General features: G+C 54.4%; 26 protein-coding genes. 9 read left to right on the top strand and 17 right to left on the bottom strand.

Going from position 1 to position 26807, the window contains the following annotated elements; translation table 11 throughout:
- The first annotated feature begins 131 nt into the window (after positions 1–131).
- From ACFOET_RS19700 to ACFOET_RS19685, 4 genes are read left to right on the top strand one after another with little or no spacing between them, the layout of a single operon-like run.
- Positions 132–3395: a TonB-dependent receptor gene (locus ACFOET_RS19700; RefSeq protein WP_379025914.1), complete on the top strand. Its 3264-nt coding sequence runs from the start codon at positions 132–134 to the stop codon at positions 3393–3395.
- Between the two features lie 12 nt (positions 3396–3407).
- Positions 3408–5093, top strand: a complete 1686-nt coding sequence (locus tag ACFOET_RS19695) for a RagB/SusD family nutrient uptake outer membrane protein (protein WP_379025912.1) — start codon at positions 3408–3410, stop codon at positions 5091–5093.
- 15 nt (positions 5094–5108) lie between these two features.
- On the top strand, positions 5109–6071 hold the full coding sequence (locus ACFOET_RS19690; RefSeq protein WP_379025910.1) for a BT_3987 domain-containing protein: 963 nt from the start codon (positions 5109–5111) through the stop codon (positions 6069–6071).
- Positions 6072–6095: 24 nt separating this feature from the next.
- On the top strand, positions 6096–7208 hold the full coding sequence (locus ACFOET_RS19685) for a hypothetical protein (protein ID WP_379025908.1): 1113 nt from the start codon (positions 6096–6098) through the stop codon (positions 7206–7208).
- 30 nt (positions 7209–7238) lie between these two features.
- Here the strand turns inward: ACFOET_RS19685 and ACFOET_RS19680 are convergent, their stop codons facing one another.
- Genes ACFOET_RS19680 through ACFOET_RS19670 form a run of 3 tightly spaced genes read right to left on the bottom strand, consistent with a single transcriptional unit; the run spans position 7239 to position 8894 of the window.
- Positions 7239–8216 carry a helix-turn-helix transcriptional regulator gene (locus tag ACFOET_RS19680; protein ID WP_379025906.1) on the bottom strand — a complete coding sequence of 326 codons (978 nt, stop codon included), beginning with the start codon at positions 8214–8216 and terminating at the stop codon, positions 7239–7241.
- A gap of 24 nt (positions 8217–8240) precedes the next feature.
- Entirely contained in the window at positions 8241–8489 is a 249-nt protein-coding gene (locus tag ACFOET_RS19675; RefSeq protein WP_379025904.1) for a hypothetical protein, read from the bottom strand.
- A gap of 3 nt (positions 8490–8492) precedes the next feature.
- On the bottom strand, positions 8493–8894 hold the full coding sequence (locus tag ACFOET_RS19670) for a hypothetical protein (protein WP_379025902.1): 402 nt from the start codon (positions 8892–8894) through the stop codon (positions 8493–8495).
- A 183-nt stretch (positions 8895–9077) separates the two neighbouring features.
- On the opposite strand from ACFOET_RS19670, the gene ACFOET_RS19665 reads away from it, so the two are divergent.
- Positions 9078–10070, top strand: coding sequence for a hypothetical protein (locus ACFOET_RS19665; RefSeq protein WP_379025900.1), 993 nt, complete (start codon positions 9078–9080; stop codon positions 10068–10070).
- A 3-nt stretch (positions 10071–10073) separates the two neighbouring features.
- Here ACFOET_RS19665 and ACFOET_RS19660 read toward each other — a convergent pair whose 3' ends face one another.
- From ACFOET_RS19660 to ACFOET_RS19650, 3 genes are all read right to left on the bottom strand, one after another.
- Complete coding sequence (locus ACFOET_RS19660; RefSeq protein WP_379025898.1) at positions 10074–10346, bottom strand: hypothetical protein; 273 nt, start codon at positions 10344–10346, stop codon at positions 10074–10076.
- A 102-nt stretch (positions 10347–10448) separates the two neighbouring features.
- Positions 10449–10859 carry a DUF5675 family protein gene (locus ACFOET_RS19655; protein ID WP_379025896.1) on the bottom strand — a complete coding sequence of 137 codons (411 nt, stop codon included), beginning with the start codon at positions 10857–10859 and terminating at the stop codon, positions 10449–10451.
- Positions 10859–11614 (bottom strand): hypothetical protein, encoded by a 756-nt coding sequence (locus tag ACFOET_RS19650; protein WP_379025894.1) that lies wholly within the window; start codon positions 11612–11614, stop codon positions 10859–10861. The genes ACFOET_RS19655 and ACFOET_RS19650 overlap by 1 nt, the downstream gene beginning before the upstream one ends.
- Positions 11615–12014: 400 nt before the next feature.
- Between ACFOET_RS19650 and ACFOET_RS19645 the strand changes: the two genes are divergently transcribed.
- From ACFOET_RS19645 to ACFOET_RS19630, 4 genes are all read left to right on the top strand, one after another.
- Complete coding sequence (locus ACFOET_RS19645; RefSeq protein ID WP_379025892.1) at positions 12015–12215, top strand: hypothetical protein; 201 nt, start codon at positions 12015–12017, stop codon at positions 12213–12215.
- Between the two features lie 297 nt (positions 12216–12512).
- Positions 12513–13454 (top strand): NAD(P)-dependent alcohol dehydrogenase, encoded by a 942-nt coding sequence (locus ACFOET_RS19640; protein WP_379025890.1) that lies wholly within the window; start codon positions 12513–12515, stop codon positions 13452–13454.
- Between the two features lie 164 nt (positions 13455–13618).
- Positions 13619–14158, top strand: coding sequence for a Crp/Fnr family transcriptional regulator (locus ACFOET_RS19635; protein WP_379025888.1), 540 nt, complete (start codon positions 13619–13621; stop codon positions 14156–14158).
- A 60-nt stretch (positions 14159–14218) separates the two neighbouring features.
- Entirely contained in the window at positions 14219–14779 is a 561-nt protein-coding gene (locus tag ACFOET_RS19630; protein WP_379025886.1) for a DinB family protein, read from the top strand.
- 73 nt (positions 14780–14852) lie between these two features.
- Here ACFOET_RS19630 and ACFOET_RS19625 read toward each other — a convergent pair whose 3' ends face one another.
- From ACFOET_RS19625 to ACFOET_RS19575, 11 genes are all read right to left on the bottom strand, one after another.
- Positions 14853–15587, bottom strand: coding sequence for a VOC family protein (locus tag ACFOET_RS19625; RefSeq protein WP_379025884.1), 735 nt, complete (start codon positions 15585–15587; stop codon positions 14853–14855).
- 100 nt (positions 15588–15687) lie between these two features.
- On the bottom strand, positions 15688–16047 hold the full coding sequence (locus tag ACFOET_RS19620) for a winged helix-turn-helix transcriptional regulator (protein WP_379025882.1): 360 nt from the start codon (positions 16045–16047) through the stop codon (positions 15688–15690).
- Between the two features lie 14 nt (positions 16048–16061).
- Entirely contained in the window at positions 16062–16352 is a 291-nt protein-coding gene (locus tag ACFOET_RS19615) for a Smr/MutS family protein (RefSeq protein ID WP_379025880.1), read from the bottom strand.
- A gap of 124 nt (positions 16353–16476) precedes the next feature.
- Positions 16477–16617, bottom strand: a complete 141-nt coding sequence (locus ACFOET_RS19610; protein WP_379025878.1) for a hypothetical protein — start codon at positions 16615–16617, stop codon at positions 16477–16479.
- A 17-nt stretch (positions 16618–16634) separates the two neighbouring features.
- Positions 16635–18065 carry a Gfo/Idh/MocA family protein gene (locus tag ACFOET_RS19605; RefSeq protein WP_379025876.1) on the bottom strand — a complete coding sequence of 477 codons (1431 nt, stop codon included), beginning with the start codon at positions 18063–18065 and terminating at the stop codon, positions 16635–16637.
- A 147-nt stretch (positions 18066–18212) separates the two neighbouring features.
- Entirely contained in the window at positions 18213–18914 is a 702-nt protein-coding gene (locus ACFOET_RS19600; protein WP_379025874.1) for a type 1 glutamine amidotransferase domain-containing protein, read from the bottom strand.
- A 187-nt stretch (positions 18915–19101) separates the two neighbouring features.
- Positions 19102–19965 carry a cyanophycinase gene (locus ACFOET_RS19595; RefSeq protein WP_379025872.1) on the bottom strand — a complete coding sequence of 288 codons (864 nt, stop codon included), beginning with the start codon at positions 19963–19965 and terminating at the stop codon, positions 19102–19104.
- A 5-nt stretch (positions 19966–19970) separates the two neighbouring features.
- Entirely contained in the window at positions 19971–20969 is a 999-nt protein-coding gene (locus tag ACFOET_RS19590) for an isoaspartyl peptidase/L-asparaginase family protein (RefSeq protein ID WP_379025870.1), read from the bottom strand.
- Positions 20966–22030, bottom strand: coding sequence for a cyanophycinase (locus tag ACFOET_RS19585; protein WP_379025868.1), 1065 nt, complete (start codon positions 22028–22030; stop codon positions 20966–20968). The genes ACFOET_RS19590 and ACFOET_RS19585 overlap by 4 nt, the downstream gene beginning before the upstream one ends.
- 3 nt (positions 22031–22033) lie before the next feature.
- Positions 22034–23428 (bottom strand): RagB/SusD family nutrient uptake outer membrane protein, encoded by a 1395-nt coding sequence (locus tag ACFOET_RS19580; protein WP_379025866.1) that lies wholly within the window; start codon positions 23426–23428, stop codon positions 22034–22036.
- 12 nt (positions 23429–23440) lie between these two features.
- Positions 23441–26773, bottom strand: coding sequence for a SusC/RagA family TonB-linked outer membrane protein (locus ACFOET_RS19575; protein ID WP_379025864.1), 3333 nt, complete (start codon positions 26771–26773; stop codon positions 23441–23443).
- Between the last annotated feature and the right edge of the window lie 34 nt (positions 26774–26807).

Genomic DNA, 26807 nt, shown 5'->3' with positions numbered 1-26807 from the left:
GATTGCTTTGGCTCACCCCAAGTGCTTATCACATGTAGAGAGAACTATCCAAAGACTGTCAAATGTATAAAATTTTTATTACTAAAATTTTATGCCCGCCATCGCACGGCATAAAAAAAACCTTTTTGTTGATGAACTTAAGCGTATTTTCGCTTTTAACCAGTGTCTTTCAGGTGCTTGCTGTAGGTGCTGCTGCCCAAACCATCACGTTGTCAGAAAAGCGTAGCGCATTAATCCACGTGCTTGATAAAATAGCCGGGCAGAGTGGCTTTTATTTTTTGTACGATGACGAGAGCATACAACAGGCTGAACCCGTCACCATCGAAATAAAAGACGCCGCATTGGATGAGGCGTTGAAAAAGCTATTCGCAGCCACACCATTCAATTACACCAAAAAAGGAAAGACCATTGTAATCAAAGCCCTGCCCACACCGAGAGTGCCCGAAAGCAGATCGCGAAGTCAGGACCGGATCGTTTCCGGGCAGGTAGTCGATGAGGCAGGTAACCCGGTAGCGGGGGTAACCGTTACCGTGAAGGGAAAAGCGGCGGCAGTAACCACCAATGAAGATGGCCGATACCAAATCAGCGTTTCCGACGATAGCGCAGTGCTGGTTTTTACCAATATCGGATTTGAAACCGTAGAACAACCCGTCAGCAACCAAACGACGCTCGACATCCGCATGGATTTCGCCATCAGCGATCTGGACGAGGTGGTGGTCGTAGGGATGAACATCACCCAGTCCAAGCGATCGGTTACCGGATCGGTGGCGACAATCCAAACCAAGGAATTGAAACAAAGCCCGGTTGCCAACCTCAATAATGCATTGGCCGGCAGGTTGCCGGGGTTGATCTCCGTTCAGAATTCGGGCCAGCCCGGCAATGATGCGGCACAGCTTTATATTCGCGGCATCAGCACGTACGGCGGCAATACCGCCCCGCTGATTGTGATAGATGGCCTGCCGAGGAGCGCCGAAAGTTTCAGCAACATCGACCCTAATGAAGTCGAATCTATCAGCATACTCAAAGATGCAACCTCATCTGCGCTGTATGGCATACAGGGAGCCAATGGGGTGGTGGTGGTCACGACCAAACGCGGCAAGGTGAACGAAACACCGCAGATAAACGCCACTTCTCAGTATGCCCTGCAAGCGCCCGTGCGGCTGCCTAAGAATATGACTTCTTACGAGCTGGCGTTGTACTCAAATAAGGTGGATATAAATAATGGAAATAGCCCGCGGTTTGATGATGAGGCGCTCCACATTGTACAGAACAACTTATCGCCTTACCTCTACCCCAACGTGAATTGGTTTGACGAAATTTTGCGTTCAAACACGCCGCAGTTCATGCAAAACCTCAATATCAGCGGCAGCACAAGCAGGGTACGCTATTTTGTTTCGGGGTCATACCTCAACCAGGGCACCCTGTTGAAGTACGACGATATCTTTTTCGAGAACTACGGCGTAAAATCCACGTACGATCGGTACAACTTCCGGTCGAATGTAGATATAGAGGCCACCAAGCTGCTTACCGTGCAGGTCGATCTGGCGGGGCGCCTGGAGAAACGGGTAGGCCCCGGCCAAGGGTTTAACAAGGTCTTTTCCGACTTGAGTGGCATGCTGCCTTATGCCATGCCGGTTTTTAATCCCGATGGTACCTTGGGCGCCGCGAGCAACGTGGAAATCCCGTTCTGGACAAATCCCTATGGTGCGGTTACCCAGCACGGCTACTACAGCAATTTCACCAACGTGATGTACGGCACGCTGTCCGCACAGCACAAACTGGATTTCATTGTACCGGGGTTGAGCGCAAGGGGCAATTTTAGCTTCGAAAACAATAATTTCAAGGGCACTTCGCGGATACAAGATTTTGACACCTACTGGTATCGCGGGTATGACAATGTGGGCAATGAAGTTTATCAACGGCAGATGCGGGAAAGCCGGATCAATACCAGCGGTACAAGCTCCATTGAGCGCACCAACTACCTCGACCTGCGCCTCGTGTATGATACACAGCTTGGCGACCATACGCTGGGAGCTCAGTTGATGGGCAACAGGACGCTCCGCGTGTTGAATGACGAACTCCCTTATGCTTACCAGGGGATAAGCGCGCGGACAACGTACAATTTCAAGTCGAGGTATTACGCAGAGTTGAACTTTGCCTATAACGGGTCGGAAAATTTCCCGCCCGATCGCAGGTATGGCTTCTTTCCGAGCGCTTCTGCAGGATGGATTGTCAGTGATGAAGCGTTTTTTCCAGCGGAAAGCTTCGTCGATTACCTAAAAATACGCGGATCCTTCGGTATAGTGGGAAATGACAAAAGCGGCAACGACCGGTGGTTGTACCTATCTGACTATGCCAACGCAGGGGGATACCGGATCGGCGTCAACAATGCAACAAAGCCGGGCTTTACGGAAGGGCGGGTAGGCAATGGTTTCGTGACGTGGGAAAAGGCGCGGAAAGCGAATATCGGATTCGAGACCGCGGTGCTGCGCAATTCGCTCTACCTCGTTTTTGACGTGTTTCAAGAACACCGCACCGACATACTCACCTACCCCGGCACAATACCGGCTTACGTGGGTATCGCCAACCTTGCGCCCCGAAACAGCGGCGAGGTCAGAAACCGCGGCATGGATATGGAGCTGAGGTACCAAAAGCGGTTGGGCGACCTAAGGGTATTCTCCAATTTTACCTTTACCTATACTCAGAACGAGGTGTTGAAAAACGACCAGCCGAACCCCGCTTACCCCTACCAAAACCTCATCGGCTATCCGGTAGGGTATCAGCTGGGATACCGAGCCATCGGATTTTTTAAAGACGAGCATGATGTGCTGATCAGCCCAAAACAAAACTTCGATAATAAAAATATTCCGGGCGACCTGAAGTTCATGGATATCAACGGCGATGGCGTGGTCGATCCTTTTGACCGCGTGCCGATCCAGGTGCATAACATACCGAACTACATGATGGGCTTATCCTTGGGCTTCGATTACAAGGGGTTTGATGCCAGCCTGCTGCTGAACGGCGCCTTGGGGACGCTGAAATTCAGCAGGCCGCGCACGGCAGATCCGCTGGCCAACTACACCTGGACCGAAGAATTGGGCGACGGCGCGCTGATGCCCGTGGCCAAAACATCATCCAACAACGAGCTGCTTTCGGATTTTTGGGTGCGCCCATCGGACTACATGAAGCTCAGAAATGCGGAAATCGGCTACACGCTGCCGTCAGCGCTTGTCAACAGGGTAAAGCTGAAACATGTCCGCTTCTTCCTGAACGGCCAGAACCTGGCCATGTGGGATAACGCGTGGGTGAAAGACAGAGACCCTGAAACCAACGGCGGCGCATTCGTATACCCCGTACAGCGGGTCATCAATTTTGGATTGAATCTGGGAATTTAAAAAACTGCAACAATGAATATGCTAAAATACATGTATGCCATGCTATTGATCGCAACGGTATGCTTTGGGGCCTGCCAGAAAGACTTTCTGGACCGGGCGCCCAGTGATTTTATCTCAAAGGAGGAGGTGTTTAGCAACATCGACAATACCGAGGCCTTCCTAAACAATATTTATGTACAACTGCCATCGCTGCTCACGCCGACATTGAACAACCAAGGGTTTTACAGCCTGGATGCCGCCAGCGACCTTTCTGCAAACATGTGGACGGAGTGGCCCGGCTCTTCGATCGATATGACCATCGGTAACTGGAGTGCCAGTTTCTCACCGCTATCCTATCGTTGGACGGACTACTTCAATGCCATCCGGCGTACAAATATCCTTATTGAAAACCAGGAGCTGATTCCTGCCACGAACCCCACACGGAAAAACCGTATTATCGGTGAAGCTTTTGCCTTAAGGGCCTACTACTACTTCGAACTGTTTAGGATGCATGGCGAACTGCCGCTCATCGAACGGTCCCTCGATCCGGGCGGCGAGGAGATCTTCTTCCAACGCAGTGCCGTAGATGATGTCGTTGCGTTTATCAAAGCCGATATCGAACGGGCTATCCCGTTGCTGCCAGCCCGGCACGAGCCATCCGAATATGGCCGGGCAACTTCGCTGGCGATGAAAGCGCTGCTCTCGCGCCTCTGCCTGTACCATGCCTCGCCGCTGTTCAACCCGACGGGCGATAAACAGCGCTACGCACTGGCGGCAACCGTAAGCAAAGAAGCCATTGACTTTGCCGAAGCAAACGGGTATCGCCTTTCAATGGGCGAGGTAGACGGCCTGAAATCTTATGAACGTATTTTTCTCGAAGAAAGTAACGAAGAAGTCATTTGGTCGTCCGGGCGCACGAGTTTTGATTATGACGGAGGGTATTGGGATTTTTACACGGGCACATTGGGGTACGGTGGCTGGTATGGCGAGTCGCCGTTGCAGGGATTGGTTGATTCGTATGAAATGCGAAATGGAGAACTTCCCGTATTGGGCTACAACGACAACAACCAACCGATTCCGAATCCAAATTCCGGCTTTGATCCGGCATCGCCTTATGAAGACAGGGACCCGCGGTTTTACCAGACCATCGGCTTCCATGGCGACACCTATAAGGGAAGGATGGTTAATTTCGCTCCCGGTGGATTGGATTATGCCACGGATAGGCCCAGGATCAACTACTTTTGGAAAAAATACGCTATCCCCGATCGAGACCTGATCAACGAAACAGGCGGTTACACCAAGCGATATGCGTTGTTCCGGTTGGCTGAGCTTTACCTGAACTACGCAGAGGCATTGAACGAAAGTGGCGACCATCCTCCGGCAGCTGTGTACGAATCCCTAAACAAGATCCGGCAACGCGTAGGCATGATTGATCTGCCCGGCAACCTTACCCAGCGCGAGATGCGCGAGCGGATCAGAAACGAAAAAAAGGTGGAGTTTGCCTTTGAGTCGCACAGGTTCTGGGATATCCGAAGGTGGGAAATAGGGCCTGCCGTGAACAGCGGCATTGTGCGCAAGGTCAATGTGAGCGCAAGCGGAGTTTTTACGTATCCGGTATGGCAAAACAGGGTGTTTGAAGAGAAACACCATTTGCTTCCTATTCCTCAGGGCGAAATAGACAAATTGAATGGCCAGTGGCAACAAAACCCTGGCTGGTAAACATTTCTACACATTATGATACGCATTTTATATTCAATAATGGTGGTATGCCTGTTGGCATCTTGCCAAGAAAAAGAGCTGGCCGACGTCGATTTAAACACGTTTGTCTACATGCCGCAGGCCAACCAGCTGTCCAGAAAGGTCCTCGCAGCCAATGTGACTTCCGACACGTCGTACTATGGCGCCAGCGTAAATGGTTTTGCCCCACCGAAGTCGGACGTAAACGTCGCTTTTTCTGTTGACGAGGCATTGGTTGATGATTACAATGACCAAAATGGAGTAAGTTTTCGGCTGCTTCCGGAAGCGTCTTATACCATGGCAGATCGCGCTACGATCAGCAAGGGCAGAAACACCACGGAAGCACTATCGCTGGTGGTGGATGTCTCGCAGTTGGAGCCGTTTGCGCAGTACCTGTTGCCGATAACCGTCAGCCCGCTAGACGGAAGCTACGGCCAGGCGGACGAAAACAGTACGGCGTATTTTCTATTTGACCTGATCCCCAATGTGGAAGATTATACCCGGTACGACAATACACAGTGGGCGGTTATGGATTTTTCATCGCACGACCCGTGGGAAGGCGGCCCGGATGGCAATGTCCATTCGCTGCTGAATGAAAACGGTGATAACTATTGGATCACCCAGTTCGGGGTGCCCGGCCCGCACTGGGTGGTGGTAGACATGAAAGAACGGAAAGAAGTGCATGGCGTTACCTACATGAACCGGAAATATTACCCATGGCATCCCGAGCCGCAGGGATTCCCGAAAGGAATTTCGCTGGAGTTGAGCGATGATGGCGAAAACTGGGAGCAAGTGCTGGTGGTAGAGGATATCCCGTTTCCGGTAGGTGAAGTGAAAGACGTTTGGGTAAGCCATTTTTCGCAAGCCTTCGCCAGTGGTCGCTACTTCAGGTTTACCGCTACCGATGTGCATACGATTTATTCGGGCGAGTTCAATCTTGCCTGCTTATCCCTATTTTAAAATAACCTTAAAAGCATGAAACCAATGATTATCTTATTGCTCCATACGATTGCATTGTTGCTGTTCGCGCAGTGTGAAAAACCGGCTAACGAAACGAATAAACAAGACGAAGGCGTGGTCTGCGGTGATGCAGGCCACTGCTGGGAAATCGGCACCCCGCAAGCGCATCCGTTTATCCATTTCGATGTAAACGGTGGTACGGCCTACTACCAGGATACGATCTATCTGATCGGAGGCAACGGTTCTACCTGGAACCGTACCTCCTACCAGTGGGAACTGTGGGTTGGTACCGACATTGACAACATGACCAAGCAACCAACGCCCACGTTCAATGAAGATTTCCCGAATTACATCACCCAATCGTGCGGATCTGACGATGAATATTGGTGCGAATGGCAGTTTTTCTGGCCGATGGGGCTGTATATTGACGAAGCCGGTGTGTTTTATACCATCGCGTATACCGAATACAACTTTAAGAATGAATGGCGGTCTGAGGCTAAGGAACGGCGCCTCGGACTGGCCAAATCGTTTGACAAGGGCAAAACGTGGAGTTATTATGGCGACATCATTACCCAGAATAAGCAGGATCCGCCCCCAGCCAACAAAACATATAACGGCGCTGGTGACATCTCGTTTTTTATCGCCGATGATGGGTATGCCTACATCTATTATAAAACCGGATTTTACGACAACACCTCGCTGGTGAGAGACATCCAGAACATTTCCGTGGCACGCTCGCCCCTTAGTGCCAAATTCGAACCGGGGTCGTGGACCAAGTTTTACAACGGTGCGTTCCAGGAGCCGGGTATCAATGGCCGGGAAGATTACATCTTTACGGAAACCGATCTGGTGTGTATTACCTATAACACATACCTCGAGAAATTCGTGCTGTTCGGCGGTTCTGTCGCCCATCATTCGTACGTGTCGTTTTGCGATGATATGGAACAACAAAATTGGAGCCGCAAGGATTTTGCCATGGCTGATGATATACGAATCTGGTATTTCTGGCCATTCGATCCAGCCAGTAAAAATCCATTCAAAACAGGAAAGGATTTCCGAATATATACCACCGGCCTTGAAGCTGGCGAACGGGTGGGTAACTATAAGACGTTCTCATTTCATAAAAAGCCGTTGTAATAACGGCATAGGCGCTGCCCGATTGGTACATCACCGATAGTCTTTCGGTGACACCCCATACCTGGCCTTAAATGTCTTATTGAAATGCCCATACGTCCAGCACACGTACCGCGCCGCCTGTGCGGGCGGTACGCCTGCTTTAAGCATGCTCCGGGCTTGCTCTAGCTTGCGCGTCCGGATATAACCGCCGATGGGCTGGCCTACATGGGCACGGAAAACCAGCTTGGCATACGCGTAGGATATCGTAAATCGCCGCGCCACGGACGCAACGTCGACATCCTGCCCATCGCTGACCTGTTCATCGATGTACGCGTGCATGCGCGCGGCAAGCGCTAGGCCTACCTGGTCACTGGCAGACTGCACACGCAACGCCTCACAGGCGGCTAACAACAAGGTGATCGCGAGCACCTGAACGCCGATGTAACGCCGAAGGTAGGTGGCGCCGGGATGGCGCAGGAACCGCCGGATGGTATCGGCTACCAAGCCGGCCGAGGAGAGGCGGGCGCTCACCGCCGGTGTGCCGAGCTTAGCCCGCAGCGCCTCTACAGGTGCGATGCTTTCGCCCAGCTCGGGGCTCGGCTCGCGGAATAGCAGCGCAGCTTTGGGAACGAAATAGAAAACATGATGCGAACCGGCCGCGAAATGGCAGCTGTAGGCTGCTGCCGGAAGGTAACTGAGCCGGTAATGCCCCGCCTCAGTGTGCAGCACCGGAGTCTGCTCATCGGCACCGCTGATGCGAACGCCGCCAGCCAGCACGTAAACCCCATACAGATCATGCCGGGGGCAGCGGATGGGGATGACGGTATCCCCCATCGCCTCCACTTCTATGCTACATACATACACATCGGGCAGGTCATAGCCTTGCTCTAGCACCTTCCATCCTTGCGCTGCCCAATATCGCACCTCAGCGCCCGGCAAGGGGTAAGCGCTGCGTGCCACTGCAGCGCGGATGGAATCCTTTCGGTGCACAAGGGATTGGAGTTGAGCGATATGGATGGCAGGTTCCATCTCGAAAAAACTGAAACGTTAATATTAAAGGCAAGGTAGCGCAAACGCGATGGCGGCATCGGGGATGTGTGGTACACGGGTGGTCCAGAAGTGGATAAAGGTTTGCATAATGTGTTTGCTGATCAACGGTTTAACGGAATGGTGGGCCAACCGTCCGGCCCGCCGGAAGGGTGGCCCGCGCCCATTGGCACCGCCCGGCAGGCAAGCCGGAGGCACTGGGCTGCCTTTGCCGGGTGGGAGCATGGATACTTCGGTCATGACACGTAAGAACATCCCTTACTTCTTATAGTACTGTGAGATGAACTGGAAAGAACCGGATGCATTGTTCGTAAACGCTTCGCTCGGAGACGACTGCGATACATTGTCCGTAGTTGTGATGATCTTGCCCCACTCCTCCTCTTCTTCCGGAGGTGGTTGGTTAAATACACTGTAAGTAATTGGCAATCGGTGTTCCATCGCGAAGGGAACTCGCAGAGAAACAAAGGAAATGAAGGCTACCGACAGCTCATTTTCGATGTAGGATAGCTGATCGGCGGTTAGTTCAAAATGCCGGGAAAGCCATTCGCCAAAATCCAGCGCGAGTGCCTGCGCTTCCTGCTGCAACTGCACGTCCGGAAGTGCATACAACTCGTTCAAAAGGGTCTGAACGCCCGTAGGCGTTAACGTTGGTTTTGCCATAATTGATTTACTTTTTAGTAAGTGAATATATTTTTCAGGAATTAAAGCTATATTAGCCTGTCTGAACCGTCAAGCGCGCAATCACAATCTGCCAGATTTTGAGAATCTTGACGGCAATTTTGAGAATCCCCTCATCGAATACGTACCTGTTTTGAACTGATATAACCAAACACTTTAAGCCGTATGATTCGTTATCTGATAAAATTCTTGTGTCAAAAACCTATCTTTTTCGATGTATTCATCTTGGCCCTGCTTCCAATTTACTCGCATGCCATCGTTATCTTCCACCGCCGTGAGCCTACATGGGAACTCATGCAGACAAAACCCTATTGGACGGCATTGGGGTTTACATGGATCTGTGCGTTGGTGGTGGTGGGTTACATCAAATCAAACAACCGCCGCTTCGATAAACAGCACGGTATACACGACAGCGTATTTAGACGTTTGGAAAAACAATGGTTATGGAATTTCCTACCGCCGGTGGCTTTTGTGTTACTTGCCGTGGCCGTCTACTATGCAGCCCATAATACGAGCCTCCTCCATCGGGGCTATTTCACCAATGAATTTGCATTCGTAGTCATTGGAATTTTCTGCCTTGTAGTGTTGTATAGCAGTTTTGAAGTGCTTTGCTTTGTCGTTAGCGAAGCTGAGGAGCGGAGCGCTTTTGAAGCCTTCAAAGCACAGGTTATCAGCGAACAACAAGCAAAAGTAGAACCAACGGTACTTGCAGACGTAGTGACGTCGGCTATTCAAGTACAGCACTATTACAAAAACGAGCTTCATCGCGTACCGATTCACGAAATCGGCATGATTGAACATCGAAACGCTAAGACCGTCTTATACACTTACAATGGCGAAAAATACCGGTTGCCTACGACGAAGGTTGAACTTCGACACTTTTCGAAGAGATACGGGTTTCATTGGCTGTCGCCTTTCTACGGCTTTGCGATTGATGCCATCTCATTTCTTGCGCCGAAAAGAGACGGCTCCTTGCTTATCGCGCTTAAATTGGGTATCGAACCGGTACCTCAAAAACAAGTGGTGCCACCCAGCGGAGAAAATGGAGAAGATCAACAATTTTCCATTAAAATCCACAAAAATAACGCCAGTAAAGTACGCAGTCGGTACAAAGAGCTTGTGGCACCAAAAGGCCGCCCCGACTCGGAGCGGCCTTGAGGGCTAACGCCTGCGCCTACGCACAATGTGCTGCAGCAGCCACGCGGTGAGGAAGCTGACCGTGGCACCTACCGCCGCCAGCATAGCGGTGTGCAGCACATCCGCCCACGGCGGAAAGGCGGAGGCACTGAGCAGCGTACCGCCCATGATGCCGGCAAGCACCTTGCCATGGCTATTCATCGGGCGGCTCCTCCTTTTTGCCCTCGGGCTGCCTGCCCGGTTCGCTGGCCTCGACGGCGTCCAGCAGGCCGATGAGCAAAGCCACGTACCGTGCACCGGCTACAACCTTGGGCGGCAGCTTCAGCGGTGCGGCGAGGACCGCCCCGGCCGCGACCGAAAGGCCGTGCTTGACCCGCCGGTACCACGTGAGCGGCCGGCTCATAGTACGCCCTCCTGCACAATAGTGAGCCACACCTCCTCACCCGCTTCCAAAGCCGGATAGGCAATGGCCTTGAGGCGATCCAACGCCACGCGGCTGAACACCCCCTTGCCCGGGGCCACGGCCTTGGTAACGGGCGCAATGCACCCCTGCAGCTCTGCAAGGGCAAAATTGGCCGGGTGGATGAGGATGGCCTCGCGCCCCGGTACTCCGGCTACGGCCAGCTGATCGCCGTGCTTGAAGTGCATGCGGCGTATAAGCCGGTAGCGCCCCTCGGGGATGCAGCTGATCATCCGCCGGTTGTTGCGCCAAGGGAGCTCGATGGTCTGGCAGACCTGCTTTCCTCCGTGATGGAGTACACCGTTGGTGCCGTCAGGATCATAGGTCCTGATGAGTCGCAGCTCCGTCATCATACGGTGATGTTGACCATGGACATCGGGTTGTACGCCCCGTTGTTGAGACCGTAGCTGCGCCCTTCGTCTTCTTTGTAGAAGGCTACACCGAAGACGGTGACGATGGGCAGGCCGGCATCAGCAGGCAGCGCGAGCTCCAACATGGTCTCATCAACGGTGAGCTGGCTAAGGGAATGTTCTTCCGTCTGTGCTAAGGCCAGCGTAGACTCACCCTCCTCGCTGAAATCCAGCATAGCCGCCCCTGCCACAAACTGGAAATGCGTGGCCTCCCGCGGCTTGGACAGCTGCGTGGCTGGCTTGATGGCCGGTACCGTGATCCGCACGATGCCTTCATCGGCGTCTACCGCGGTGCGTACCGTGGCAAACAGCGTGTTGGCCAACGTAGCCGCTGCGTTGAAGTTGAAGCGCCGCAGGATGGCCAGGTTTGCGGGCAACACCTGCCGCTCGCCACGTACATGCTCCGCATCGGCCCGTACCACCCGCACCATCCTGCTCCCGAGGCGATTGGGCATACCCGGATCATAGGTAAAGAGGATGAGCGGGCGCAGCGCATCGCGCAGATGCTTGGCCGCCAGCGAGGCCGTGCGGAAGTCCGCATTGTTCTCGCGTGTGCGCTGGTACTTCGGATCTGTGGCAATGCGTTGGGCGCTTACGCCGCCTTTTTCGCGTACCTGATGCCCATTCTTGGTTTTGTAAAAGGTCAAATCCCCGATTCTTCCTTTTAATTTTAAGAAACTGTCTTGTTGTGCCATAATATGACTTTTTTAACAACAGGACAAAGTTCCGGACTGTGGATTTGGCGCATGTCGCCCCGCGCCGCATCTGGCGCAATTGGCGCTATTGCCGCGATGATACCCAATTGTCGCTTTTGTCTCTTGGATGGTTTGGATGGCACACTTATATTTGTGAATAGTAAACCGTCGTATATCCGGGGAATAAGCCCCCCTTGGCCGTAGCCCACCCGCCCCCTATCCGCCCATGCGTCGCATATGCGTCGCTATATATCCGCTAAAACGCGCCAAAAGCGGTAGGATGGCGATACATAAGCGTAGGGTAGGCGGCTAAACGGGGGTGGGAGGCACCTTAGACACCGGCGCGGCATGTGATCAACATTGCTCCGGCCTGCGGCCTGGGCGATAAAATCTTCTAACCATGAACAACACCAAACTGGTCATAAACGCCAATGAAATAAGTATTATACTGGGAGTAAGCCTGCGCCAGGCACAACGCCACCGCCGGCAGATATTGAACGAATTGGGTAAGAAAAACCATCAAGTGGTTACCTATGAGGAATTTTCAGAGTATTCGGGTATCCCGCTTGAGGTGGTGCTGAAGGCGTGCTTGGGACGCTAACCGATGGGCACCGCTCCAGCAGGTGCGCCGTACACGCGGGCTTCGGAACGATCAATGTGGACCTGGAGTAAAAAGTATATATTGCTAACGTGAGCTGTGTGATCATGGTTCCCGCGGTAGTGATCGAAATAGTGATACTTTACCGTGGGTACGAACACCTCTCCAAAGCGAAGGAGGTGCAGGTGGCCGCGGAGCGGTAGGCGGTGATTGAGCCGCTTTGTGGCTAAAGAAAACCATTCGCCGTGTAGAGCGTTAGCATATGGTGGGCACCACCTGCAAACCTTAAATGCCAGAACAATGAGAGCAGCATTATTGGAACAATACGGCGAACCGGAAGCATTTACAATAAAAGATATCCAAACCCCCGAAATCAACCCGGGGCAGGTACTGATTGCCAATAAAGCTTCATCAGTCAATCCGGTAGATGTACTGGTACGCAAGGGAAAGACTAAATTGTTGACAGGCCTGATGGGCGAGCACCTGATCGGCAGCGACTTTTCCGGGACGGTAATCAGCTCAAAAAGCGATCGCTTTAAGATCGGCGATGAGGTTTTCGGGATGAACAATGCCGTCACTGGCTACGGCGCTTATGCGGAGCAGATCGTTGCTAACGAGGATGCTACCGCATTGAAGCCGGCAAATCTTTCGTTTGCGCAAGCCGCGGTGCTGCCGTTGGTAGCGCTTACCGCTTGGCAGTCGCTGGTGGATGAAGGCAAGATCGGCAGTGGCGACCGAGTGTTGATTATGGGCTGTACGGGAGGCGTCGGCATTCCGGCCGTGCAAATCGCGCACACCTTTCATGCAACGATCACAGGCACGTGTAGCGGTAAGCACATTCCATTCGCAAAAAACCTTGGTATTCATCATGTGGTTGACTACCACCAGATGGATATGCTTGGGGATGAAAAGTTTGACCTGATATTCGATGCCAGCGGGCATTTCACCATAAGCGACATGAAAACCAACCTCACTGACGAGGCGATGTTCGTATCCACACGTGGCGGTACAGACAACCTCACTGGCGTAGCGGAAGCATTACTTGATCTTACCTTCAAGAAACGCATGAAAATCGTGCAGGTAAGCGCCAATCACGCAGACCTTGAAAGGATCCGCGCGATGGCCGAGACCGGAGCACTCATGCCTCATATTGCCGCTACATTTCCGCTGGAACAGCTGGCAGATGCCCACCGCATGCAGGAAAAAGGCGGATTCACCGGAAAAATCGCGATTACGATGTAAACGGCGGTTCAAACCCTTGCGGCGGCAACATGATACCCTTTCATTTGCCGAGTTTTTGCAATTTCGACGACATTGTTTTTAGCGCATTTGAAAAGTTCCAGCTTATCAGTGAAGCTAATGTTGCGTATCTTAGTAGCCTGTGCATGACGTTAAGCTATTTCCATATGCATCATTCAAACTTAACCCTGGCAGAGGCCATACGTGAGGCCAACTTATTCGAAAAAACCATCACCTTGCCGCGCAATGCTTACCTCAAAGAGGCAGGAAGCGTCGATACCAACCTTTACCTGGTGGAAGCGGGGAGCCTCCGCGTCTTTGTATGGGATGGGCAGGAGCAGCGCATCGTGCGGTTTGGCTATGAAAAAGACCTCATCGTGGCACTGGATTCCCTGCTCACCGGCGTGGCTTCCGACTTTGCCATACAAGCCTTAAAAAAGACCAGGCTTCAGGTACTGCCCAAACACGTGCTGATGCAGTTTGTGCAGGCAGACCTGCGCCACCTGCTGCTCTGGAACTCCGCACTCGAAGCACTGGTGATTCAGCAGCTGGAACGTGAAAAAGACCTGCTCACCAGCTCGCCCAGCCAACGGTACCAGCGGGTATTGGAAAGAAGCCCTCAGCTGTTCCAGCACATACCGCATAAGTATATTGCCAACTACTTGCGTATGACGCCTGAGACGCTGTCGCGATTGAAAAAGTCTTGATTTGAATCAACGGTTGGATGATGGAAAATACGGTTCTTTGCGGTAACAAAAACAGGAACAATGAAACTGCACGCTGAAGCGCTAATAACTGAACTGGAAGAATTGACGTGGAAAAACCTGCGGGAAGCCGAGCGGCTCGCCGGCCTGCCCAATGCCATGCTAAATGCTAAGCCGGATGCTGGCGGGTGGAGCGCACTGGATTGCCTGGAGCACCTCAATCGCTATGGCGATTTTTACCTGCCGGAAATCGCCAAGCGCCTGGATACCGCTAAGGCCGCGCCCGGTAGCGTTTACCGCAGTGGCTGGCTGGGGCAGTATTTTGCGGAAAGCATGAAGCCGAAGCCGAAACTGAACCGTATGAAGACGTTCAAAAGTATGAATCCGGCAAACAGTACGCTCGATATAAGTGTCGTCTCGCGGTTCATCCAGCAACAGCAGCAGCTATTGACGCTGCTGGCTCGTGCAAGGCGGGTGCACCTGGGCAAGGTAAAGACCGCCATCAGCATTACCCCGCTCATCAAACTCCGGCTGGGAGATACGCTACGGATAGTCATCTACCACAACGAGCGCCACATCCAACAGGCGCAGCGTGCAGTGGAGCGTGCTGGTGATCACGGCTAAACTTCGCGCTATACCCCATTCCTCGCCTTGAACCCTGTGAGCGCCCCGGTTAACAGAACAACGGAGCGGGGCATCATGATGCGTCCTTAGGGGGGTCGATTCCATGCTTCTGCATCAAGCGCCCCACTTCGCCCTCCGGAAGGTCCAATTGGCTCAATAGCTTGCTGCATTCGCTGGCACGGGCGGAGTTGTCCATAAAAACCGCCAGGTCCATCCGGATAATCAACGCTTCTGCAATGGTGGTATTTTCTTCATTTTTCGCCTTCCGCAAGGCAACATCCAGGGTTTTCGCTGCCGCCTGTTCGTCCTCTTTGTAATCCCGGAACCGGATGGCCATGGCCACAGCTCTTTGCAGCGGGCTTTGGTTTTTATCGTCCGCTTTCTCCCAGGTCTCCTGGTCTTTTTCCTCAGCACTGGAATCAATGAAGATAATGGAGTTGCCGGAAACATCTGTCAGCGTAAACCGGGTGGTGCCGGGTTTCATCCGGGATATGCGCGGTATGCCGGTGTGCGGAATTTTGCCCAGCCTCTTCTTAAACACTGCCGTGAACTCCTGATATACCTCCGCCGCATCGGGCACCATAACCAAGCACCCATTGTACAGGTTACTGCTGGCTTCCATCCCCTTTACACGTCCGAAATGCAATTCGGAACCGCCCCGTGTCACTATCCCGTATTGATATGGACGGGTTTGTTTGTAGGTAATCTCAAATCCCAGCATCTCCCAAAAGGATAGCGTTTCTTCGATAGCTACGCAAGGTAGGGTCGGCACGGTAACCCATGCGCTTTGAACCATGTTATCTGCCATTTTTTTCGTTTTTTTGCTGACTGCAAACCTAAGGACTTTGGCCCGCAGCGCCATGTTTATATACTTTTTTGTATATAAAGGAAAGCGGCGCGATAGGTAGTTAAAGCACTGTAGGGCAATCGATTCCGACTTGCTTCATGAGGGAAATTCCATATTCGGCCAATTGGTCAACAACCGGCAACGCACCCTGGGCCAAGGCCGTGAGCTGGTATTCTACCCGTGGTGGCTTTTCTTGAAAAGTGTGCCTGGTAAGCATCTTCTTCTCTTCCAATTCGCGCAACTGGGTGATCAGCATCTTGTGGGAAATGCGGGGAATGGCTGTCTTCAAATCGCCATAGCGCATGGGGCCGTTGCGGAGGCACAGCAGAATGGGGATTTTCCAGGTGCCGCCGATATGGGCCATGGCAAACTCAATGGGATGGTAGTATAACCTATTGTCGTAGGTAAATTCGTTCATCATGGCTGGTGGCTGTTTTAAAACCGGATAATCACATTGACCGCCCCTGCGTTAAAAAATGACGGTTCGAATGAATCGATCAAGCCTTCTTTCTCGTATGCGCGCAATTCGTGGTATACTCGCTCGCGCAGTGCGCCTGTTCCCTGGCCGTGGATAAAGCGGATTTCGCGCTGGCCGAGCTTGATGGCGTTATCCAGCGCGGCGCGCATGCGCTCGATGCTCAGCTGCATCATATCTTCGCCGCTGAGCCCCGAAGTGTTGCGCATGAACGCCTTGAGGTGCAAATCTACTTCCTGTACCGGGGCCATTGTACAAAGTTACGGATAATTCGGATGCATACGCCATTTTAAAACCCGAACAGCCACAAGGGAATTACGCGCTATGCGTAAAGGATTGTTGGCGGCGGAGCGTGGGGGTGTTTTCTCAATTCCGTTATAGCTGATCGGGCAATGCTTCCTTGTTATATCGCTTCCGGTATTCGGCATCGATACTGTTACTTGAATGTACCTCGGCAGCTATGGCCTGATCGGGATCATCCAGCAGCGAGTCGAGCCAAGGCGAGTGGTGCATCAAACAGGCGCAGCGAGCGCTCAGAACTCCCGATATTCGCCGCTCAGATATTGATTGGCTTTTTCTTCTTTGAATTTGGCTGCTTCGGCATCCCAGTGCAGGGTCTCGCCGGGGAAACGCCCCGCAATGGTACCCAAGAGAATCGTCTCCGTGAGCCGGGAGGCATATGCAAACGGAGCTGAACATTCGCCGTTGCCTAAACAGGCATCCACAAACTGGTGGTAGTGCTTAGGCCCTTCGGTATCGTAGTTGCGAATAGGTACACCCAGACCGTGCGCCTTACTCACCTTTTCTATTTCATCCGAAATATCGACGTATTTGCCCCTGACAATTTTCCGGGGCAACTGCATGAAGTGGGGCAACAATAACCGGCCCCTATTGCCCACAAACATGGCGCCCTGATCCGGCAATTCGTGCTCCCCTGCTACCATCGGATCGAGCGAAACTTTGCCTGTGCTATCGGCTGCAGCGACCGTCTTCTTGCTGCCTGCTTCGGCATCCATGCCCGGCAGCATCAGATCTTCGTGCTTGGCCGGTGCGCCGGGGCCGTCATACCAGATCCATTTCAACGACTTGGTAGTGTACTCGGTACCTGGAAACTCATAGGTCACCGTATTGTGTTCGGGAAAGCCGAATCCGTTGGTGGGCCGGCATTGGTTGGTGATGGTTCGCGGCACATCCAACTTGAGCGCATTGTAGGGGGTATCAAAGATATGTACGCCCATATCGCCCAGCGTACCGCAGCCGTAGTCCATCAATTTCCGCCAGGCGCCTGGATGATATACGCCTTCTTTATAAGGGCGCTTGGTCGAGGTGCCGGCCCAAAGGTTCCAGTGCAGCTGCGCCGGGATGGGATCTTCGCCCTCCGGGGGCGGGCCATCATACCCATGGTTTTTGGGCGACCAGGCGTGTACGGTATGTACTTTGCCGATAATACCGGATTGAATCAAAAGTGTGGCCAGCTTGTAGTCATAAAATGAGTGCACCTGAATACCCATCTGGGTGACCAGTCCCTTCTCGGCAGCCATCTTATTCATCGCCCGCGACTCAGACACATAGTGGCTCAGCGGTTTCTGGCAGTAAACCGGTTTGTTTAGCTGCATGGCAAGCATGGACGCCGGGGCGTGGGTATGATCCGGCGTGGATACGATCACGGCGTCAATTTCATCGCCAAGCTCGCCCAACATGGCGCGGTAATCAAAGAACACGCGGGCTCCGGGGTGGAGCTTGTGCGCGGTGGATAAATTCAGCGCATCCACATCGCAAAGGGCTACGACATCAACACGGGGATGGGAAGCGATGGCTTTGAGGTCTTCCATTCCCATGTTTCCTACGCCGATGTGGGCCGTCCGTAAACGCTTCCCGGTGGGGAAAGCTCTCAGCCAGGAGGGAGCCAGCATGACTCCCAGTGCACCTATTGCACTATTTTTTATAAACTCGCGTTTGTTCATGACTTGGTGTTGATTCAATAATCGTAGCCGAAAGTAAAACTATTGCCGGTTTGTTCCAAGTCTCCGGTTATTTTTCTTGCGTAGTGCCCGCGAATTACTTGCTTACTCAAGCACCGGATGGCGCCGCAATGGCTCACGCCTCCGGCCTTAACCGCACTGAAGCTGCCCCATTCCGATCCGCTCTACCAGCGCTTGCGCTGCCATCCCTGCCGATGCCGGATTCTGCCCGGTGATAAAAATGCCATCTGTTTCGACATGCGGCGTAAAAGGGATAATCGCATGGCTGAATTGGGCGCCGGATGTCTTGAGCCGGTCCGTGAGGCTGAACGGCACATAGGGATGCCTTTTCAACAGGGCCTCCTCCGTACTGGTAAAGCCGGTGATGCGAAGCTCATTTAATACCGTTGGGCGAAGCTGAGCTAACGAAAACACCGCCGCCACGCCATGCCCTACCATCGCTACGGGGGTTTCATTCAACAGGCATTCATACAACAGTTTGCCGAGCTGCGGGTTGTCCGCCAAATCCCACAACGCGCCATGCCCATCGGCGATATAAACCGCATCAAAAACCGTCGATCTTACTTCCTCGAGCCTCCATGTATTGCCCATTTCCATCTGGGCCATGAAATCATCACGATAGGTTTTTACCTCATCCGTTAGATGATCGTTTTGTTCACTCAACGAGTCGATAGGTGGCCTGCCGCCAAGGGGGCTGGCGACGGTAACTTCGAATCCGGCTTTGATAAACGCATAGTATGCATCGGTAAAGGTGCTTAGCCATACGCCGGTCTGCTCTTTTTCATCCGCCAGATCAGCGTGGGATGTCAGGATCATCAACAGTTTTTTCATACCCTGTAAACGACAAAACTGATGCAGTGTTTTTGTGGTGGCATAAGTTTTAGCGTTTTTTAACAATTCCATGAAGAATCGTTAACGGTGCCGAAAAAATGGCAGGGCTCGGCCGCCAGTTTTGCGCATTTGGCTGTCGTGCGCGGCGCCCCGCCCACGACATGGACGCTTGCAATTTGAAGTACTGCTATAGTGAAAATTCGGCCCCGGCGGCATACAGACTGAGTTGGATGTGTTCTGCCGTAATCAACGCCCCATCGGCACCAATGCGTTTGGGTGCTGACATGACAACAACCTGTCCGATGCCTGCCACGGTAACCCCATGCGGCTGGATTACCAGCGCAGTGCTCTCGTCAATTCCCACGCACGTGTGGTCTGGATAAGCGGCCAAGGCTGAGATCAGCCGGTTGTACCGGCTTCGCTTGATAAAATGCTGGTCGATAATCACCCCTTTGATCAATCCCAGCCCCGGTGCGAACTCAATATTGCCGTGCCAAACCTTATCAAAAGTGGCCTGATAGGCGGTATCACCCAGGAGCTGCTGGCCAGTAATCATGTGCTGGCACATGACCGCGGCACCGGCGCTGGTGCCAGCAATGGTGGCGCCCTGCCGGTAAGCCTGATGAATGGTACGGTACACCGGCCCCGAGCCGATAGCTTCCATGAGCCGGTTTTGGTCGCCTCCGGTCATGTAGATTAGCCCGGCTTGCAGCAGCGTGTCTAGCCGGGGGTCTGACGGGGCCGCGGGCTCCGAAAAGTGCAGGTGGTAAATTGGCGCATCGCTTACCTGTTGCAACTGCTCCGAAATTCCTTCGAAACTTTCCCGCGGGACTTCACTGGCCATCGTGAGCACCACGACAGGGCGCCCACTGCTCAACGGGGCGGTGGCAACCATGCTCCGCACCAGCGAGAGTGGGCGCGCGCCGCCGCCGATAATGAAAAGCGTGCCCCTGGGTGGCGTAGATTCCACTCCTCTCGCCATCAGAGATAACAGCAACGCAACGGCCAAAACCGCTGCATAGATCGCTCGATTGGTTTTCAACGTACACATATCGCTTATTGGTAAATGCCGACAATGACCTCGCCGGATGACGTGATGGCTCCGCGGTACATGCCTGCCGTGTTGAATGACATGGACATACGCCCTTCGCGATCCAACGCGATGATACCGCCGTCGCCACCTGCCTTGTCTACCTTGGCGATCACGGCCTCGGTGGCTTCGGCAACTCCAAGGCCCTTGTACGCCATCAGAGCGGCTACATCATGCGCCACGACATGGCGGATGTAGAATTCGCCCCAACCCGTGCAGGACACGCCAACCGATTCGTTGGCGTAGGTGCCCGCCCCGATGATAGGTGAATCGCCGACGCGGCCATACCGCTTGTTGGTCATCCCGCCCGTAGACGTACCGGCCGCCAGGCGCCCTTTTTGGTCAAGGGCTACGCAGCCGACGGTACCGAATTTGGAGTCGTTGCCCGTCGCCTTGAGCGAATCTTGCTTCAGCACCTCCTGCAGTGATTGCCAACGCTCAGGGGTATGAAAGTACGAAGGCTCTACGATTTCAAGGCCGTTTTCAGCTGCAAACCGGTCGGCGCCCGCGCCACTGAGCAGTACATGCTCGGTTTTTTCCATAACCGCCCTTGCCGCACTGATGGGATGGCGTACAGTCCGCACGCCGGCTATCGCTCCGGCCTGACCGCTATGGCCGTCCATAATTGAGGCGTCGAGCTCGTTGTGCCCATCGTGGGTAAATACCGCCCCCTTGCCGGCGTTGAACAGCGGCGAGTCTTCCAGCACGTGGATGGTCGCTTCCACGGCATCCAGGCTGCTGCTGCCCTGCTGGAGGAGCTTATGCCCCGTGCGCAGTGCCTCCTCCAGCGTGGCACGATAGGCTTGCTCCCGCTCCGGTGTCATGTCTGATTTCTGTATTGTTCCGGCACCGCCGTGGATCACCAACACGTAGCGATCTTCCTGAGCGGTAGGCGTGGCTGTGCAGGCGATGCCAACAGTTGCCACCATGACGGCAGCCAGGTTCCGTAGGTTTGTTTTCTTCATGGTTGTTGTTGTTTTTGATATAGTTTTCCGTTTTCGACCCACCACCACTGCCATAGGCCGCCCTGAGGCTGGCCATGCCTGAAGTCGGATACGTTGAAGGCCCCCGCTCCCTGCAAGCTGCCGGCGATTTCATAGACGGCCACCGCCTGCTGGCCGTGGTTCCATTCCAGCGGCTCACCGGCGGTGTATACTTCGGGGGGTTTATCCGGAGCCGCACGCAGAAAAAAGGCGCTGCTCTCGCCGACGACCTGGGCCAGCCCGGCTTCGTCAATGCAGACGGCAGTCCGCTCATCCACGGCAATAGCGCGGGCTTCGCCTGCCCCGGCAGCCTGCAACGCACTAAGGAATACCATGGAGCGGCCCTGACGCGACCGTGCTAGATAGTGCTGGTCGGTAATGAGCCGCGACAAAAACGGTGCGTGCAGGAAATCGTCATGGCCGATGGCCACCCTGCCCCCCATCGGGTTGGACAGCGCCTCATCCGAGGTGACACTGCCCTGCGCTCCGGTGAAATAACTGCTGCCCAAGATGGCGCATCCGGCACTGGTGCCGCCAACCGGCACCTTCTTCTCGTTGAGCAGGAAGTTGATGGCCTCCTGGACCTTGGTGCCCTTCCAGTACGCGACATAATTCGACTGGTCGCCCCCGGCAATAAACAGCAGCTCGGCATTGCGGATGGCCTGCGCCACGCGCTCGTCGTTGGCCAACGCGCGGGAATCTATCTTGAGTGTTTCTACCGAATTCAGTGTGCCCAATGCGCTGACATAGGGATTGTAGGCATCCGTGCCGGACGCACGGATGATGACGGCATCACCACCGCCAGCCCGGGCTATCATCCACTGGAAGGCGGCGTCGACATCCCTGCCGCCTCCCATCAGCACCAAGCCTCCCCGGGTAACTGTCTGTACGTCGGCCGTATCGCCGACGATGCCCAGCGATGCCGGCCGCAAATCCGGTGCATGGCTACCCCGCGATGGCGACGGCCCCGCCTCAGCGGCTCCCTTGCAGCACATACACGCGAGCAATAATGACAGACCAGCCAATCCCAACGTTTTATCCATACCTTAGTAGTTGGGGTTTTGCTCCATGTTTGGATTGACCCTAAGCTCATCGGTGGGGATGGGCAGTGCATATTGCGCCTGGTTGGGCGTGAGCGTCAATGCCCCGCTGGTGTTTGCGGCGTCTAACGGTGACCGCTCGACCGGTAGACGCCGGCGCCGGAGGTCGAAGAATCGGTGTCCTTCAAAGGCGAGCTCTTTGTAGCGCTCTTCATAAACGGCCTGGATCAGGTCGTCTTTGCCGCCGTAATGCCGGTCGGCATAGCCGGCTATGCGCTGCGAACGCAAGGTATTCAGGGCTTCGTTGGCCGCACTGATTTGGTTGTCCTCAGCCAGGGCTTCGGCTTTGATCAAGTAAAGCTCGCCCGTGCGGAATAGCTTGATGTCAGTAAGCCCGGGTGCATCCGGATCGCCGCCCCGGTATTTCTCCACCAGGTATTCGGATTTGCCGGCCCCGCGGCCGGGTTGGTGCGATACGTAGGCGCTGAACCGGATGTCGTTGTTGCGGTCATAGGTGGCCATCAATTTCTGGGAGGGCGCATACAGCGCAATCCCCCCGGCCTCGCGAAAGTAAAAGCCACCGATGCGACTGTCGCCCACAACGCGGCTGAGCTTCCAGATAACTTCAGCTTGGCTTTGGTCTACCCAGATATCGGCAAAATCGCTTCGGTCTGCCAAGGGGGCCCGCTCGATGGCCTCACTGGCATACTGATGGGCCAGTTCCCAGTCACGCGCGTAGAGGGCTACCCGTGCCTGCATGGCACTGACAGCTGCCGAGGTAATCCGCGTACGGTCCGTAAAATCGGAAGGTATGAGCGATTTGGCCGTCGCCAGGTCACCATAGAGGTTGGCGACGACGGCTTCGAAGGGAGCACGCGTGGGGCTGCCGATAGCCGACTCCTTCATGTAGGGCACCCCGAGCGCGCCTGGTTCATATGCCGAGGCATACGCGCGGAGCAGCTCAAAGTGGGCATACGCCCGCAGGGCGAGGAGCTCGCCGCGGTAACGGGCTTTGAGCTGCTCCTCCGCGGCATTGGCTGCAGACACCTGATCCATAGCGGCAAGTACGCGGTTGGCCCGGTCAATAGCCATGTAGTATTCGGCGAAGGCACTGGTAACCGAGCCGCTGCTCGACGTATAAAGCCAGCGATAGGCATCGGAGTTGCTCACTGTGTTTTCTTCAGGCATAACGGCCTCATCGCTAACAACGCTGGTGACACCGATGAGCGTAAAGTCCAGCACGGCGTAAGCACCTAACAGCCCCATATTCAGGTCGTTTACGTTGCGGAATGCCCTGGAGGGGTCAATGGTGTCGGTAGGGCCCAGGTCAAGCGCGTTGCATGATGCCAGCATCGCTGCCGCAAGCCCCAATATGGATTGTTTGATTGATCGCATTTTCATCGTCTCTATCGGTTAGAAGTTAACATTCAGTCCTGCTGTAAACGTACGCGCGGCAGGATATTCAAAGCGCCCATATACCCGGTTATTTTCAGGGTCCAGGCCGCGCCACGAAGTCCACGTGAGCAGGTTTTGGCCCTGCACAAACAGGTGTACCCCGCTGATCACCTGCCAGCGGTCCAGCAGACCGGCCGGCAGGCTGTAGGCCAGCCTCACGTTGCGCAGGCGCAGGTATGACGCATCTTGGATGTCTTTGGAGGTAAACTGCCGCGGAATGTCAATGCGCTGCAGGATGGCCTGGTCGCCGGGTTGCTTCCACCGGTCTTCCAGCATCCGCAGGCTCTGGTTGCTGGTCATATAACGCTGGTTCTCGTTGTAGAAATCCTCGTTGTTCCAACGCATAACGTCTGACACAAATGAGAACAACGCATTCATGGACAGCCCCTTATAGCGGATGCCGGTGTGAAAGCCACCCGTAAAGGATGGATACAGGCTTCCGGATCTGGTGGTGTTGAGCGCCTCGGCATTGTAGGTCTTGGTGATCTGCCCATCGAGCGTGTAGTACTGGGGCTCGCCCGTTTGCGGATCTACACCGGCCCACTGGGGGGCAAGATAAGTGCCGTAGGGCATGCCGATTTTCAGTACGCGCGTATCCCCGTCGGGCAGGTTGTCCAAACCGTTGCCCAGCGCAAGGATCGTGTTTTTGTTGTAGGCGACATCGGCACCAAGCGACCAGGTAAAATCGGCCGACCGGATCACGTCGCCGGCGATGCTGACTTCAACGCCGCGGTTGCGCATCTTGCCGGTACTGAGCTGTAAGCTGCTGAAGCCTGACGTGGCCGACAGCGACTGCTCAACGAACATATTGTTGGTTAACCGGTTGTAATAGTCTACCGAAAGTGACAGCCGGCTGCCCCCGAAAAGGCCTAAATCAATACCTACATCAAACTCTTCGACATATTCCCAATCGTATTCGGGATTGCCGGGATTGCCGGGCCGAATGGCGGGCTGCCCACCGTAACTGGTGCTGACGCTGAATGTGGGCAGGTATGCGAAGTCGCTGCCGAAGGGGCTGGCGGTAGTGCCGTAGCTGCTCCGCACATTGAGCGCATTGACCCACTCGATGGGCTCAAGAAACGACTCAGCCTTTGCATTCCAGTTGGCGCCAACCGAGTAGAAGCCGCGCCAGCGGTTTTGGCGGGCCACCTTGGTAGACCCGTCATACCGATAGCTCGCCGTGAGAGTGTATTTGCCTCCGTAAGTATACCGGCCCGTGCCAATGTAAGAGATCAGCGCGCTGCGTGTGCGGCCGCCGCCAAGGCCGGGAAGGAAGGTTTCGCTAGGCGATGCGATGCCCGCAGGGGTTTCCGGAAGCCGCCCGTCGATGCCGTAGCCGGTATAGCTGAACGCGCGGTAGTTGTCATACACATATTCGTAAAACGCATTGACTTCTACGTCATGTACATCGTCAAACAACTGGGCATAGGTAAGGCCCGAAGTGGAGATGATACCGAAATTTTGTCGGCTTCCCTCGCCGAACTTGCCCTGTCCGCCCACGGTGTTCGAATTGTTGCGCGATCCGTAATAGGAGTCGGGATTGATGTACACCTGGTCGGTAGAATTGCGGTAGTCGATGCCGGCGCGTGTGCTGACCTTCAACTGGGGCAGCAACTGATAGGCCAGCTGGACTCCGATTACCGATTTGAATTGATTGCTTTTATCACTCGAGTTGAGTAGCCTTTCCAGCCCCTGGCTGCCTTCGCGCCAGTCCAGGATGTCGTCTCCGGCGTTGCCAGGATGGATCAATGTGCCATCCGGGGCATAGGGGTACTCATACGGCAGGGCATAATACACCGAAGCCATGGAGGTCCCTACACCCGTGCCACCTTCGCCCTCGGTGAAACTGGACTGTGAATACCCCAATCCGAGGTTGACCTGCCCGGAGAATTTGCCCGACAGGAAATCAACGTTGCTGCGCAGCGAGTACCTGTCCATGCCGGTGCGCCGTGCAATTCCGTCTTGCTTGTAGTAGTTTAGGGAGTTGTAGAAACGCACCTGCTCGTTACCCCCGCTTACGCTGACCTGCTGCTCCATAAACTGGCTCTGCTGGAAAAAGAGATCGCGCCAGTCTGTGTTGATGGCGCGCAGGCTATCCAGTATCCGGTCGGCCCGCTGCTGCTCAGCGGGATTCATGGATGCATAGTTGGGATTGCGCGGAGAATAGGTCCAACCGGGTCCAATGTTCCGTCCGATTTCCAGCCCCACCTCCTCTTCAAACCGAAGCCGCTGCTCGGTATCCATCATTGTAAACCGGGTGCTGGTAAGATCAGAAAACCCGTATTGCGACTGGTAGTCGACGCGGACTCCGCCTGCACTCCCTTTCTTTGACGTAATTAAGATTACACCGTTGGACCCTCGCGATCCGTACTGCGCTTTGGCCGACGCGTCTTTCAACACCGTTACCTGCGCGATATCGCCGGGATTGAGCGTCTGGAAGTAGGACGATTCAATGGGTACCCCGTCCAGGACGTATAGGGGCGCCCGGCTGCCGCTGATGCTGCCGATGCCACGTAGGACCACACTGGCGCTGGCACCGGGCTGGCCGGACGACGCGGAGACATTGAGGCCAGCTACGCGCCCCTGCAGAATCTGATCCAGCGAACCCATAGGCACTTGGTTGATCTGCTCGCTGTGCACCGTGGAAATGGCACTGCTGGACTGTTCGCGGCGGTAGCTGGTATATCCGGTCACGGCTACTTCTTCCAACACCCGGTTTTCCCGTATCAGCGTAACGTCCAGTACCGGTTGGTTGCGGAAAACCACCTGCTGGCTCGCAAAGCCGATTGCCGAGAAATGGAGGGTTTGGCCCGTTGCGACGCCGTGGATGGCGTATGCTCCATTACCATCGGTAGTGGTGCTGGCGCTGGTGGCGCTTACCCGCACGGTTACGCCCGACAGCGGCGCGCCAGACTCGTCAACCACGCGGCCCGATACCGTGGCCTGTGCGCCTTCGGCCGGATCTTCCCTGGGATAAATGACCACGAGCACATCCTGCCGGATGGTATACGTGAGATTGAGGCCCCCAAGCAATTGGTCCATAACTTCCTGCAAGGTGGCATCTTTGGCCTGTACAGAGACCCGCTGCTGCTCGGGAATGACCTTGTTGCTGTATACAAACCGGTAATCGGTCTGTTTTTCAACTTCCCTGAAAATAGCCTTCAACGGCTGCCCTTGCTGCTCAAGATTGATCTTGAACTGGGCGGCCGCGTAACTATTCATGCAGAACGGAACCATCAACATCATCAGCAGCTTCGTCTGCAATAGCCGAATAGTACGTGTTTTTGTCATAGTTTGGAATGGATTATATGTTAGTGAATGATCT

The sequence above is a fragment of the Parapedobacter deserti genome (genome assembly GCF_042646065.1).
Classification (GTDB): Bacteria; Bacteroidota; Bacteroidia; order Sphingobacteriales; family Sphingobacteriaceae; genus Parapedobacter; species Parapedobacter deserti.
Note: the sequence above shows the minus strand (reverse complement) of the source record. Positions and strands in the feature narration are given on the sequence as shown.

Excerpts from the sequence above, each read along its gene's own strand:
- ACFOET_RS19625 (WP_379025884.1), bottom strand. The coding sequence starts at position 15,587 with ATGGCAGATAACATGGTTCAAAGCGCATGGGTTACCGTGCCGACCCTA.
- ACFOET_RS19605 (WP_379025876.1), bottom strand. The coding sequence starts at position 18,065 with ATGAACAAACGCGAGTTTATAAAAAATAGTGCAATAGGTGCACTGGGA.
- ACFOET_RS19680 (WP_379025906.1), bottom strand. The coding sequence starts at position 8,216 with ATGGAACCTGCCATCCATATCGCTCAACTCCAATCCCTTGTGCACCGA.
- ACFOET_RS19620 (WP_379025882.1), bottom strand. The coding sequence starts at position 16,047 with ATGATGAACGAATTTACCTACGACAATAGGTTATACTACCATCCCATT.
- ACFOET_RS19685 (WP_379025908.1), top strand. The coding sequence starts at position 6,096 with ATGATTATCTTATTGCTCCATACGATTGCATTGTTGCTGTTCGCGCAG.
- ACFOET_RS19650 (WP_379025894.1), bottom strand. The coding sequence starts at position 11,614 with ATGGCACAACAAGACAGTTTCTTAAAATTAAAAGGAAGAATCGGGGAT.
- ACFOET_RS19635 (WP_379025888.1), top strand. The coding sequence starts at position 13,619 with ATGCATCATTCAAACTTAACCCTGGCAGAGGCCATACGTGAGGCCAAC.
- ACFOET_RS19695 (WP_379025912.1), top strand. The coding sequence starts at position 3,408 with ATGAATATGCTAAAATACATGTATGCCATGCTATTGATCGCAACGGTA.
- ACFOET_RS19700 (WP_379025914.1), top strand. The coding sequence starts at position 132 with ATGAACTTAAGCGTATTTTCGCTTTTAACCAGTGTCTTTCAGGTGCTT.
- ACFOET_RS19665 (WP_379025900.1), top strand. The coding sequence starts at position 9,078 with ATGATTCGTTATCTGATAAAATTCTTGTGTCAAAAACCTATCTTTTTC.
- ACFOET_RS19585 (WP_379025868.1), bottom strand. The coding sequence starts at position 22,030 with ATGGATAAAACGTTGGGATTGGCTGGTCTGTCATTATTGCTCGCGTGT.
- ACFOET_RS19690 (WP_379025910.1), top strand. The coding sequence starts at position 5,109 with ATGATACGCATTTTATATTCAATAATGGTGGTATGCCTGTTGGCATCT.
- ACFOET_RS19640 (WP_379025890.1), top strand. The coding sequence starts at position 12,513 with ATGAGAGCAGCATTATTGGAACAATACGGCGAACCGGAAGCATTTACA.
- ACFOET_RS19575 (WP_379025864.1), bottom strand. The coding sequence starts at position 26,773 with ATGACAAAAACACGTACTATTCGGCTATTGCAGACGAAGCTGCTGATG.
- ACFOET_RS19590 (WP_379025870.1), bottom strand. The coding sequence starts at position 20,969 with ATGAAGAAAACAAACCTACGGAACCTGGCTGCCGTCATGGTGGCAACT.
- ACFOET_RS19580 (WP_379025866.1), bottom strand. The coding sequence starts at position 23,428 with ATGAAAATGCGATCAATCAAACAATCCATATTGGGGCTTGCGGCAGCG.
- ACFOET_RS19630 (WP_379025886.1), top strand. The coding sequence starts at position 14,219 with ATGAAACTGCACGCTGAAGCGCTAATAACTGAACTGGAAGAATTGACG.
- ACFOET_RS19670 (WP_379025902.1), bottom strand. The coding sequence starts at position 8,894 with ATGGCAAAACCAACGTTAACGCCTACGGGCGTTCAGACCCTTTTGAAC.
- ACFOET_RS19655 (WP_379025896.1), bottom strand. The coding sequence starts at position 10,859 with ATGACGGAGCTGCGACTCATCAGGACCTATGATCCTGACGGCACCAAC.
- ACFOET_RS19645 (WP_379025892.1), top strand. The coding sequence starts at position 12,015 with ATGAACAACACCAAACTGGTCATAAACGCCAATGAAATAAGTATTATA.
- ACFOET_RS19595 (WP_379025872.1), bottom strand. The coding sequence starts at position 19,965 with ATGTGTACGTTGAAAACCAATCGAGCGATCTATGCAGCGGTTTTGGCC.
- ACFOET_RS19600 (WP_379025874.1), bottom strand. The coding sequence starts at position 18,914 with ATGAAAAAACTGTTGATGATCCTGACATCCCACGCTGATCTGGCGGAT.
- ACFOET_RS19615 (WP_379025880.1), bottom strand. The coding sequence starts at position 16,352 with ATGGCCCCGGTACAGGAAGTAGATTTGCACCTCAAGGCGTTCATGCGC.
- ACFOET_RS19675 (WP_379025904.1), bottom strand. The coding sequence starts at position 8,489 with ATGTTCTTACGTGTCATGACCGAAGTATCCATGCTCCCACCCGGCAAA.